At 63.5% G+C, this 11,810-nt stretch carries 11 protein-coding genes; 3 read left to right on the top strand and 8 right to left on the bottom strand.

The window, feature by feature from the left end; genetic code table 11:
* Positions 1–139 precede the first annotated feature (139 nt).
* Together NQ050_RS04295 and NQ050_RS04300 are read right to left on the bottom strand one after the other, a co-directional pair.
* Complete coding sequence (locus tag NQ050_RS04295; protein ID WP_049147424.1) at positions 140–991, bottom strand: trypsin-like serine protease; 852 nt, start codon at positions 989–991, stop codon at positions 140–142.
* Complete coding sequence (locus NQ050_RS04300; RefSeq protein WP_257035490.1) at positions 972–1,811, bottom strand: DUF418 domain-containing protein; 840 nt, start codon at positions 1,809–1,811, stop codon at positions 972–974. The genes NQ050_RS04295 and NQ050_RS04300 overlap by 20 nt, the downstream gene beginning before the upstream one ends.
* Before the next feature lie 83 nt (positions 1,812–1,894).
* Here NQ050_RS04300 and NQ050_RS04305 point away from each other — a divergent pair, with 83 nt between their 5' ends.
* Positions 1,895–2,563, top strand: coding sequence for a response regulator transcription factor (locus tag NQ050_RS04305; RefSeq protein ID WP_368734676.1), 669 nt, complete (start codon positions 1,895–1,897; stop codon positions 2,561–2,563).
* Positions 2,560–3,591: a HAMP domain-containing sensor histidine kinase gene (locus tag NQ050_RS04310; RefSeq protein WP_046095285.1), complete on the top strand. Its 1,032-nt coding sequence runs from the start codon at positions 2,560–2,562 to the stop codon at positions 3,589–3,591. Before NQ050_RS04305 ends, NQ050_RS04310 begins: the two co-directional genes overlap by 4 nt.
* Here the strand turns inward: NQ050_RS04310 and aac(3)-XI are convergent.
* The 6 genes from aac(3)-XI to tkt form a co-directional block, all read right to left on the bottom strand.
* Entirely contained in the window at positions 3,588–4,034 is a 447-nt protein-coding gene (gene aac(3)-XI / locus NQ050_RS04315) for an aminoglycoside N-acetyltransferase AAC(3)-XI (protein WP_046095284.1), read from the bottom strand. The two genes, NQ050_RS04310 and aac(3)-XI, sit on opposite strands and share 4 nt — an antisense overlap.
* A gap of 12 nt (positions 4,035–4,046) precedes the next feature.
* On the bottom strand, positions 4,047–4,703 hold the full coding sequence (gene pgl, locus NQ050_RS04320) for a 6-phosphogluconolactonase (protein ID WP_257038060.1): 657 nt from the start codon (positions 4,701–4,703) through the stop codon (positions 4,047–4,049).
* A gap of 10 nt (positions 4,704–4,713) precedes the next feature.
* Entirely contained in the window at positions 4,714–5,673 is a 960-nt protein-coding gene (locus tag NQ050_RS04325) for a glucose-6-phosphate dehydrogenase assembly protein OpcA (RefSeq protein ID WP_257038061.1), read from the bottom strand.
* Positions 5,674–5,700: 27 nt separating this feature from the next.
* Positions 5,701–7,251, bottom strand: a complete 1,551-nt coding sequence (zwf, locus tag NQ050_RS04330) for a glucose-6-phosphate dehydrogenase (protein ID WP_257038062.1) — start codon at positions 7,249–7,251, stop codon at positions 5,701–5,703.
* 129 nt (positions 7,252–7,380) lie between these two features.
* On the bottom strand, positions 7,381–8,472 hold the full coding sequence (gene tal / locus NQ050_RS04335; protein ID WP_257038063.1) for a transaldolase: 1,092 nt from the start codon (positions 8,470–8,472) through the stop codon (positions 7,381–7,383).
* A gap of 24 nt (positions 8,473–8,496) precedes the next feature.
* Positions 8,497–10,587: a transketolase gene (gene tkt, locus NQ050_RS04340; RefSeq protein WP_257038064.1), complete on the bottom strand. Its 2,091-nt coding sequence runs from the start codon at positions 10,585–10,587 to the stop codon at positions 8,497–8,499.
* Between the two features lie 298 nt (positions 10,588–10,885).
* Between tkt and NQ050_RS04345 the strand changes: the two genes are divergently transcribed.
* The gene (locus tag NQ050_RS04345; protein ID WP_257038166.1) at positions 10,886–11,809 is read left to right on the top strand and encodes a heme o synthase; all 924 of its coding nucleotides are present in this window, start codon (positions 10,886–10,888) and stop codon (positions 11,807–11,809) included.
* Position 11,810: the final 1 nt, after the last annotated feature.

Below are 11,810 nucleotides of genomic sequence, written 5' to 3' on the forward strand. Positions count from 1 at the left end.
GATTGCGCAGGAAGCCCAATCGGCCCCTCAGCATGCCCGAAAACAACATCGCCGAAGTAAAACAGAAGCCCTTCACACCCCCAACAATCTCACCCACGGAGTTGACAACCTATATAGGAACACCCCCTCAACACAAAGCCTAGTTGGAGCGGCGGCGCAGCAGCACCAGGAACCCAGCAACGACGAGGGCCAAAACGCCCAGGCCGATCGCGACGTTGCGCCAGGAAGCCGATGGCTCAGCCTCAGCTTCCGGAGAAGCGTCCGCGGAAGAATCCGCACCCTCACCACCGACGACGCCTCGGATCCACTCGGCCTGCTCGGCAACCGGCGCCACCGCGACGGCGGCATTAGAGGTCATTTCCTCCTCCGTCGGGTTGTCCGGGTCCTCGAAGAGTCCAGCCGACATGATGCCGGCGACCTTGCCGTCGGCGAAGATAGCGCCGCCGGAGTCGCCCGGCTGGATACGGGCGCCGTTCTTGAGGGCGACCTCGAGGGCGGTTGGGGCGTCGAAAAGGGCGAGCGGGGAATCGCCGCGGACCTCGGCCTCGGCGGAGGGCAGCTCGGTGGAGCCTCCCGAGCCGTCGGAGGACCAGCCGTAGATGTTCACAGCGCCGGCGGGGACCTCGTCTGCAACCTCGGCGAACGTATCTAGCTGCATTTCCTCTTCGGTGTGGAGCAGGGCGATGTCGCCGCGCGGGGCAACCTCGTGGCGGTCCACCTTGTAGACGCGCTGGTCGTCTCCCTGGCCGGTGCGCACCGAGCCGCCCGGCTTGGCGGCGGCCTCGACGCAGTGGCGGGCGGTGATGACCCAGTGGGGGTCGATGGCGGTGCCGGTGCAGACGCCGTCGTCGGGATCGGAGTCGTCGACACGCACGGAGACCACGGGCTTGGCTTCGTCGACGTCGCCGGCGAAGGTGGTGCTTTCCATCGCCCATGCGGGCTGGGCGACGAGGGCGCCTGCGACGGCGAGGCTAGCTGCGAGCTTTTTCACGATTGTTCTCCTTCACTACCGCGGTGATGCGGCGAATTACAGTTTCAAGCGGCCCGCGCTGAAATATCGCGAGCCATACGTAAGCGATCACGATGGCGCCGCCCACGGTCACCCAAACGTTGAGCCACTCGGCGGTGAGCACGTGGATGCAGTACAGAGTCAGCGGCATCCGGCCCAGCGGGGCGAGCCATCCGAGCCAGCGTTGCGCCAGGCAGCACAGGGCGCAGATGCTTATCGACGCCCCCACGCTGCCCACAACGTCCATGAGTCCTCCGGTGTGGCCGGTGGCGTCGAGAAGCGGTGGCAACGGTGTGGTCCAGCGCAGCGCCACATCCAGGGCGAACAGCGCCCCGCCGACCACGAGGCCGGGCCACAACGGCATGTAGCGTTTGAACAGGATGCCGGCGATCATGAGCGTGGCCCACATCATGGGCGGGTACGGCCAGGACGACGGCGCGAGCACCGCCGAGCCAAAAGTGAGGGCGCACGCGAGCCACAGCAACAGTGGTGTGTCCCAGCGTGGCGCCCAGGCGAGCAGCGCCATGCAGACCCCGATGGTGCCGAGCACCACCACGATCGACCCCGAAAATGGGGCGAGCGCGAAGTGCAGGGCGATCAGAAGGATGCCGCGCACGATGAACTCGGCGGGCTGGGCGCGCATGTACCCCATTGAGACACCGGCGATGAAGGCGAACAGTGCGGCCGGGAAGCCGAACAGCACCTGTGCAGTGATGCCCTCTTGGACGGTGAGGTGCGCGACCATCATGGCGACGAGTGCCAGCGCGCGGGCGGCGTCGATTCCTACGTTTCGGGTCTGCATGGCTGTGGAAGTTACGCAGCCAGATGTTGCGGTGACGTTAACGTGGGCGCAACACCCCCGCCGATACGATCGGGCTCATGACAATTCGGGTACTTGTGATCGACGACGAAGCCTATCTCACCGACGCCATCGCCACCGCACTCAACAACGCAAACATGCAGGCTAGTGCCGTGTATGACGGCTTGGAGGCGCGTTCGCGTATCGACGACACCCGCCCCGACGTCGTCGTGCTCGACCGGGACCTGCCGGGGTTGCATGGTGATGAGGTGTGCAGGTGGGTCGTCGATACGCATCCCGCGACCCGGGTGATCATGCTGACCGCGTCCGGCTCCCTGGACGACAGGCTGGAAGGCTTCGGGCTCGGCGCCGACGATTATCTGCCCAAACCGTTCGAGGTGCCGGAGTTAATCGCGCGGGTTAATGCGTTGGCGAAGCGCAACGCCCCGGCGCGCGGCGAGGTGTATCGCTGCGGGGATGTGCGCCTAGACACCTTTCGGCGCGAGGTCACCCGTGGTGGCGAGACGGTGCCACTGAGCCCGAAGGAGTTCGCTGTGCTCGAGGTACTCATGGAGGCCGACGGCGGGGTGATCTCTGCCGAGGACCTGCTCGCGGAGGCGTGGGACGAAAACGCGGACCCGTTCACCAACTCCCCGCGCGTGACGGTGTCGCACCTGCGCAAGAAGCTAGGCGAACCGCGCATCGTGCACACCGTGGCCGGCGCCGGCTACTACGTGGCGGAGGAGGAACGATGAGGCTGAGTTTGCGGGCCCGCATTACGGTGATGTTCGTGGCCACGGTGCTTGGGATGGGGTTGGCTCTGATCGGGCTGGTGTATGCCTACCTGAAGCTCACCCCGGTGCCGGTAACGGCCACCTTCCCCACGGTGGAGGACGGTGTCATCATCGACGGTGCCGTGCCGATCACCAGCGAGATCCTGCGCCGCGTCCTCCTCGCCTCCCTGTCGGTACTTGCCCTGTTGACCCTGCTTGCGGGTGTGATCGGCTGGTTCGTGGCAGGCCTGGTGATCAAACCTCTTCGCGACATTGCCGACGACGCCGCCTCCGTCACCCGCGGCGACCTCTCAGCCCGCATCACCCACCATGGTCCCGACGACGAGGTCGGCGAACTCGCAGACGCGCTCAACGTCATGCTCGACGAATTGGCGGGCGCAGTGGAGCGCCAGCGCCGGTTCGCCTCCAACGCCTCCCATGAGTTGAAGACTCCGATCGCAACCATCCAGACCATGGCAGACGTGGCCCTGACCGGCGACGACGGCGGGCTGCGTCCCACGCTAACCCGCGTGCGCGAGGTCAACGCCCGCAGCGCCGACACCGTCGCCGCCCTACTCCAGCTGGCCAACGTGGACGTGCGCGACCGGCAGCGCCTCGACCTGGCAGAACTGTGCCGCGAGGTGTGCGCCGACCGCAACGTCCCCGCCGACGCCGTGCCCGTGACCGTGGACGCCTCCCCCACCCTGACCCGCCAGGCGGTGGACAACCTGGTGCGCAACGCACTCACCCACGGCAACAACCCCGCGCTCACCCTGCGCAAGGTGGGCAACTTCGCTGAGGTCACCGTGGAATCCGGCGGCGAGACCTACTCCGCGGCCGAGGTTGCAACCTGGACCGAACCATTCGCGCGCGCCGAACGCACCGCAGGTGCCGGCCACGGGCTCGGGCTGGCACTCGTCGATGCGATCGCGAACGCCCATGGCGGATCCCTGGTGCTTGCGCCGCGGGCCGGTGGTGGGCTCGTCGCAAAGCTATCGCTTCCGGCCTAAAGCTCCCGGATGTAGAGCAGCATGCGGGAGCCTTGCTCGATGTTGGTCAGGCCGTGGCGTTCGTAAAAGCGGCGCGCATCGGTGTCTACCTCGTCGACGTTGATTTGTAATTCGCCGGCGCTGTGCTTGCGGATCTCCTCGAAGACCCGCTGCAGCAGCGCCGTGCCGACCCCGCGATTGCGGTGGGCAGGTGCGACGTAGAGCTCGTCGAGCATCGCCACCGGCCCGTCGTAATACGGGCTCGGGCGCAGGGTGACGTAGGCGAAACCAATATCGCCGGCGAGGAGAACGAAGGCGTCGTCGTGTGCGATGATCTGCGCAAACCGCTCCTCAAGGCCTTCGGGAACCGGGGTATCAAACTCTGTGTTGAAATCGCGCAATAGCTTTGCGACGACCCCCGCGTCCGCTACCTCCGCGACCCTGATCTCGTTGGTTGTAGTCATATGCGCACACCTCTACGCCAGGAACAGCAGCGTTTCCTCCTGGCCCTTCGCACCCGCTGCGGGCCAGTCCATGCGGTCGGCCCCGTCAATCACATGCTGGGCAGCCTCATGCTTTTCCTCGCCGGCAACCAGCAGCCACACACGCTTCGCGCGCGCAATGGCGGGGAAGGTGAGGGTCACACGCTGTGCTGGTGGTTTGGGGGAATCCTCCACAGGAACCACCAAACAATTCTCCTCGGCCGTTGCCTGTGAGTGGGGGAACAGGGAGTTAATGTGGCCCTCTCCGCCCATGCCCATAAGGTGCAGATCGAAGTGCTCAGGCAGGATTGCTTCGAGCTTTGCCGCTGCCTCATCCATGGACACTTCGCCCAAGCCGTACCCGTGAATGTTCTCCGCCGGGATGGCAATGTGGTCCAGCAGCGCCTCGCGTGCCTGGCCCTCGTTGGAATCCTCGTGGGAAACGGGTACGTTGCGCTCGTCGCCAAAGTAGAGGTGGATACCGCTCCAGTCCACATCGGCGTCCCGCAGTTTGCGCAGCAGGCCGATACCGGCCCCGCCTCCGGTGAGCACGATGTGTTTGGCGCCGTCGGCACGCGCTACCTCGAGGAAACGCTCGGCGGCTTGGTCGATCACGGCCTGAAGATCTGGCAGTCGCAATACTTCAACCATTGGGCTCTCCTTAGTGCGTGAGGTATTCCACCCGGCTCAGGCCGCGAAGTGCCCGGGCGTAGGCGATGTCTGGGTCCAGGTGCCGCAGCTCTTCGGCGAGGCAGTCGGCCTCCGTGCGCAGGCTCACCGCAACCAGGGCGGGTGCGCGATCGGGCAGGCTCACACGCAGCACCTCCGGGTCGGCCACCGTTTCAATGACCACGGTGCCCGAGGGCCGGACAAGTTCCACTTTGGAGATGGGCACATGGGCGCGGCCAGCGGAATCGTAGGAAAACTCGGTGGTGTCCGCGTTGACGCGGGTTACAGTCACACCGAGGCGGTCCGTGAGCCAGCCAGCGGCCAGGTCCACGCTTGGGGAATCGTGGTGGCCATACACCTTTGCCTCTTGCACCATCTCATGAGGGGGTTGGTCCAGGGTGGAGGCCAGGATGCCGCGCAGCGGGGTGAGCCGCGCCCAGGCGAAGTCCGAGTCACCTGGGGTGTAGTGGTTGCGCCGGTTGTAGAGCGCGTCCACCGGGGGATCGTACTGGGAATCGGTAATGCGGCGGTGCGCAATTTTGCCAAGTGGATCCTGGCCAGGGTTCACCGGCGCTGAGTAGGGCCACCAGGCCACGATTGGGGTGTCCGGGAGCAAGAGGGGAGTGACCACGTGGACCAGGTGCTTGCCTACCTCGCCGCGAAGCTTCATGAGGACAACCTCGCTGGCGCCGGCGTCGCCGCCGATGCGCACCTGGGCGTCCAGGCGGGTTTCTGCCTCAGTGTCGTCTACCACCAGCACGATCACACGTGAGGGGTGCTCGCGGGAGGCATCGTTCGTGGCGGTGATGATGGCATCGATGTCGTCGGATGCCTGCGCGATCACGATGAGCGTGAGCACCCTGGAAGTGGTGTTTTGGTTGCCCGTATCGCGGATGCGCACCAGGGTTTTGGCGATCTGTTGGGTGTTGGTCTCTGGAAGATCAAAGATCACGGAAAGACTCCTTGCAAAAGGCGGGCGTTAGGGGCGGCGCCACGCGCGGCCAAAACGGGACAACATGCGATCAGCGGACTCCGGGCCCCACGTACCGGCTGGGTACTCGTCGGGGCGGCCGTTTTCTGCCCAGAAATCCAAGATTGGATCAAGGATCTGCCAGCTCAGCTCCACCTCTTCGTTGGTGGGGAAGAGGCTGGCCTCATCCAGAAGGGCGTCCAAAATAAGGCGTTCGTATGCCTCCGGAGATTCCTCGGTGAAGGCCTCAGAGTAGGAGAAGTCCATGTTGACGTCACGAACCTCCATGGCTGAGCCTGGCACCTTGGAGCCAAACCGCATGATCATGCCCTCATCGGGCTGCACTCGAATCACCACCACGTTCTGGCCCTGCGCATGGCGGGAACCTTCAGGGAATGGCTGGTGAGGTGCGTCCTTGAACACCAGGGCGATCTCCGTGACCCTGCGGCCCAGGCGTTTGCCCGTACGCAGGTAAAAAGGCACGCCGGCCCAGCGCCTGGAATTGATCTCTAAGGTGCAGGCGGCATACGTCTCCGTGGTGGATTCGGGATCGAAACCTTCCTCCTCGCGCAGGCCTTTGGCAAACTCGGAACCCTGCCAGCCGGAGGTGTACTGGCCGCGGGCAGTGGTCTTAGCTAGGGGCTCGACCGCGCGGGTGGCCTTGAGCACCTTGATCTTTTCTGCCTGCAGTTGCTCCGGGGTGAAGTCGATCGGCTCCTCCATTGCCACCAGCGCCAGCAGTTGGATCAAGTGGTTTTGGATGACGTCGCGGGCGGCACCGATGCCGTCGTAGTAGCCGGCGCGGCCGCCGAGGCCAATATCCTCAGCCATGGTGATCTGCACGTGATCCACATAGTGGGAGTTCCACATCGGATCAAACAGTTGGTTGGCAAAGCGCAGCGCCAGAATGTTCTGCACCGTCTCTTTGCCCAGGTAGTGGTCGATGCGGAACACCGACTTCTCCTCGAACACGGAGTTAATCAGCTCATTGAGCTTGGTGGCGGTCTCCTGGTTGTGGCCAAAAGGCTTCTCCACAATGACGCGGCGCCATTGCTGTGGACCCGCCTGTGCCAGGCCGGAGCGCTGGAGCTGGTGGCACACGTCGGAGAAGAAGTCCGGTGGCACGGAGAGGTAGAAGGCCCAGTTGCCGGCGGAGCCGCGCTCGGAATCCAACTCCTCAAGTTTGGTGGCCAGGTTGTCAAAGGCCTGGTCATCGTCAAAATTGCCGGTGACAAAGTGCATGCCCTCGGCGAGGCGGTGCCACACGTTTTCGCGGAACTCCGTGCGTGCCCCAGCCTCAACCGCCTTGCGAACGTAATCCTGGAAGTCTGATTGGTCCCAGTCACGTCGGCCGTATCCCACCAGCGGGAAGCCTGCCGGCAGGAGGCCGCGGTTCGCCAGGTCATAAATGGCGGGCAGCAGCTTTTTGCGGGCGAGGTCACCGGTGACACCGAAGATCACCATGCCGGAGGGCCCGGCAATGCGCGGCAGGCGCTTGTCATTGGGGTCGCGCAGTGGGTTGATCCACGGCCCGTGTTGTTGTTGAAGCTGGTCAGTCACGGTTGTTTAGTCTACCTTTGTCTACCTATTTCTACCTTCAAACAGATATTTTGTCTGAAGGGAAATTCCTTTAATGAGCAAAACACACCCAAAATCACCGGCTTGGTGTGGGTGTGTTCTGCGGGCCGCCTAACTGAGGCGCTGCTCCATGGAGCTCAGGAGCTCATCCCAGGCCTGGACGAACTTGTCCACGCCCTCGCGCTCCAGGGTGGCAAACACATCTTCAAAGTCAATGCCAACGGCGCTGAGCTGCTCGAAGATTGCCAGCGACTCCTCCGCGGTGCCACTCAGGGTGTCGCCGGAAACATTGTCCGCGGCGAGGGTGGCGTCGATGGTGGGCTCCGGCATAGTGTTCACCGTGGAAGGCCCGGCCAGTTCAGTGACGTACAGCGTTGCGGGGTATTCGGGGTTCTTCACGCCTGTCGACGCCCACAGGGGGCGCTGCACATTCGCGCCGTCGGGGAGCTCGGCGGCGGCGGGGGAGTCGAAGAATTCCTGGAACACCGCGTACGCACGGCGCGCGTTGGCCACACCGGCCTTGCCGCGAAGAGCGAGGGCCTCGTCGGTACCGATCTCCTCCAGGCGCTTGTCTACCTCAGTATCCAGGCGGGAGACGAAGAAGGATGCTACGGAGTGGATCTTGGAGACGTCGAGGCCAGCTTGGGCGGCGCGGTTGATGCCCTCAATGTACGCGTTGATGACCTCGCGGTAGCGGGCAACGGAGAAGATGAGGGTGACGTTCACGGAGATGCCCTCGGCCAGGGCGTCGGTGATGGCGGGAAGCGAACCAGGGGTTGCTGGAATTTTGATCATCACGTTCTCGCGGTCCACGCGCTCCCAGAGTTCGCGGGCCTGCGCCAGGGTAGCCTCGCGGTCCTCGGAGATGCGGGGGTCCACCTCGATGGACACGCGGCCGTCGTAGCCCTTGGAGTCCTGGTAGATGGTGGTGAATAGGTCGGCGGCTGCCTTTACATCATCAATGCTCATTGCGTAGACGGCGTTGTCGGCGGTGGCGCCTTCTTCACGCAGGGCGGCAATCTGCTCGTCGTAGGCGTTGCCCTTGCTCATCGCGGCGGCGAAAATCGCAGGGTTGGTTGTCACGCCGACGATAGATTTGGATTCAATGATCTCCGCCAAATTACCGGAGTTCAGGCGCTCGCGGGAGAGGTCATCCAGCCAGGTCGAAGTACCTGCGGCGGCGAGGGCATCAATTGCATTCATGGGTTATTCCTTCCACATTCTGGGTTAGGCCTGCAGGGACTCGTTTGCGGCGGCGACTACTGCCTCAGCGGTGATGCCGAACTCCTCAAAGAGCTTTTCGTATGGGGCGGAGGCGCCGAAGTGCTCCAGGGAAACCGCGCGGCCCCGGTCACCAAGAAGGCGGTACCACGGCATTGCGATGCCGGCCTCAACGGACACGCGAGCGGTGACTGCAGCAGGCAGCACCTCCTCGCGGTATGCGGCGTCTTGCTCCAGGAACCAGTCAAGGCAAGGCACTGACACGACGCGGGCGGCAACACCCTGTGCCTCCAGGGTCTTTGCGGCCTCCACTGCCAACTGCACCTCGGAGCCGGTGCCCATGAGGATAACGTCAGGGGTTGGCTTGGAGCCTTCCACCAGGATGTATGCGCCGCGCACCACGCCCTCGGTGGCCTTCTCCTTGGTGCCCTCGAGCACAGGGAGGTTCTGGCGGGTCAGTGCGAGTCCCTTCGGGCCCTCATCGGCCAGCAGGGCTGCGCGCCAGGCGGCTGCTGTCTCATTGGCATCGGCTGGGCGCAGCACGGCCACGCCGGGGATTGCGCGCAGCGCAGCGAGCTGCTCGACTGGCTGGTGGGTTGGGCCATCCTCGCCCAGGCCAATGGAATCGTGGGTCCACACGTAGTAGGCGTCTGTTTCCATCAGTGCGGCGAGGCGCACGGCGGGACGCATGTACTCGGAGAAAATCAGGAAGGTGCCGCCGTATGGGCGGGTGCCACCGTGCAAGGAGATGCCGTTGAGGATTGCGCCCATGGCGTGCTCGCGAATGCCGAAGTGCAGGTTGCGGCCACCCGGAGTGGTGGTCCAGGTCTCCGTGGTGATTTCTTCTGGGCCGAAGCTCGGGGAACCCTTGATCACGGTGTTGTTGGAGCCTGCGAGGTCGGCGGAGCCACCCCAGAGCTCAGGCAGGGTCTTGCCCAGTGCCTGCAGTGTCGCCTCGGAGGCCTTGCGGGTTGCCACGGATTCGCCCGCCTCCCAGGTGGGGAGCTCGGCGTCGAAGTCTTCAGGCAGGGTTCGGGTGCTCAGGCGCTCGAACAGTTCCTTACCCTCCGGGTTGGCCTCTGCCCACTTGTTGAATCGCTCTTGCCATTCGGCGTGCTTCTCGGCGCCGCGCTCACGAAGCTTCCGGGTGTGCTCAATGACCTCAGGGGCAACGGCGAAGGTCTCCTCGGGATCAAAGCCGAGTACCTTCTTGGTTGCGGCAACCTCATCCTTGCCCAGTGCGGCACCGTGGACGGCACCGGAGTTCATGAGGTTTGGCGCAGGGTAGCCAATGACGGTGCGGACGCGAATAAAGGTTGGTCGGTTGACCTCCGCCTTGGCCTTGGCAACTGCCTCCTCGATTGCGGCAACGTCCTCGCCGCCCTCAATCTCAATCACCTGCCAGTCGTAGGCGCGGTAACGGGCTACCACGTCCTCGGTGAAGGCGATCTGGGTGTTGTCCTCAATAGAAATACGGTTGTCATCCCAGAACACAATCAGGTTACCGAGCTGTTGCGTACCGGCGAGGGAGCAGGCCTCTGCGGTCACGCCTTCCTGCAGGTCGCCGTCGGAAGCGATCACGTAGATGTAGTGGTCAAAGGGGGACTGCCCGGCAGGTGCCTCGGGGTCGAGCAAGTAGCGCTTACGACGAGCCGCCATGGCCATACCCACCGCGGAAGCCAGGCCCTGACCCAGGGGGCCCGTGGTGATTTCCACGCCCTTGGTGTGGCGGTACTCAGGGTGGCCCGGCGTGAGTGAACCCCAGGTGCGCAGCGCCTTGAGGTCCTCAAGCTCAAGGCCGAAACCACCCAGGTAGAGCTGGATGTACTGGGTGAGTGAGGAATGGCCGCAGGAAAGGGCAAAGCGGTCACGGCCTGCCCAGTTGGTGTCTGCTGGGTCGTGGTCCAGGACGCGCTGGTAAAGGGTGTACGCCAATGGCGCGAGACTCATCGCAGTACCTGGGTGGCCAGATCCGCAGTTTTCCACGGCGTCGGCGGCCAGGACGCGGACGGTGTCCACCGCCTTGGTGTCTACCTCAGTCCAATCTGATGGGTAGTTTGCTGTGGTGAGAGCCTGAAGTTCGGGTGACAAAGCCACGGGGGAGTCCTTTTCTTTTCAGAATTGTTGGATAACTCCCACCACTGTAGCCGCCTTTGAAGCTTTGTTGGTTGTGATATTGCTCCGCGTGCCGATGTTGGTTTGCGCCTGCGTCGGGTGGCGTCGGATCACGTGCTTTGGGGGAAAACAATGATCTGGGGAACTTTTTCGCTTCCCTGGCCGACCTTTTCGGTGCGCCGTTTATCGCTTGTGGGCGCAGGCCGCTAGAGTTGGCTTTTTGAAGATGAATCTAATTCGGTACAAGTAGCTGAAGAAATTGGTAATGGAGGGAATCGCCTTGGAGAAAATCAAGGCCTATATCGCACTGACAAAGCCGCGGGTCATTGAACTTCTCCTCGTTGCTACCATCCCTGCGATGCTTCAGGCGCAGCGCGGCGAAAACAACATTGTGCTCATCTTGGCCACCTTGTTCGGCGGCTGGATGGGTGCCGCGGCGGCAAACACCTTTAATATGGTGGCCGATTCGGATATTGACCAGAAGATGGGCCGCACCCGTGCCCGCCCCCTGGTGCGCCACACCGTGAGCAACCGCAACGCCTCCATCTTCGCGTGGGTGCTCACCATCGCTTCCGTGCTGTGGCTCGGATTGTTGTGCAACTCCTGGCTCGCCGCTGGGTTCATCCTTTTGACCATCGCCTTCTACATCGGGGTGTACACCAAGTACCTCAAGCGCCGGACCCACATGAACATCGTATGGGGCGGTGCCGCGGGTTGTATGCCCGTGATGGTCGGCTGGGCAGTGATCACCGATAACCTACCGGCCGCAACGCCCGCGCACTGGTGGCAGGCGATTGTGCTGTTCCTCATTATCTTCTTCTGGACCCCACCGCACACCTGGGCGCTGGCCATGAAATATAAGGAAGACTATGCCGCAGCCGGCGTGCCCATGCTTCCCGTGGTGCGACCCGAACTTGAGGTAACCAAGCAGATCGTGTGGTACACCTGGGCCACCGTGATCACCACCTGGCTGCTTATCCCCGCCGCCGGCTGGATCTATGCGGTAATTTCTGTGGCCTCCGGCGTGTGGTTCCTCATTATGGCGATCCGCCTGCACCAGGGCGTGAAGGCCGGCGCGAAGGTAAAGCCGCTCAAGCTGTTCATCCTCTCCAACAACTACCTCTCCATCCTTTTCGTTGGTCTTTCCGTGGACGCCGTGCTGGGGCTGGAAACCATCGCCCACATGATCGGCGTCGGGGTGTAAC

Source organism: Corynebacterium sp. 122RC1 (genome assembly GCF_024580955.1).
Classification (GTDB): domain Bacteria; phylum Actinomycetota; class Actinomycetes; order Mycobacteriales; family Mycobacteriaceae; genus Corynebacterium; species Corynebacterium kozikiae.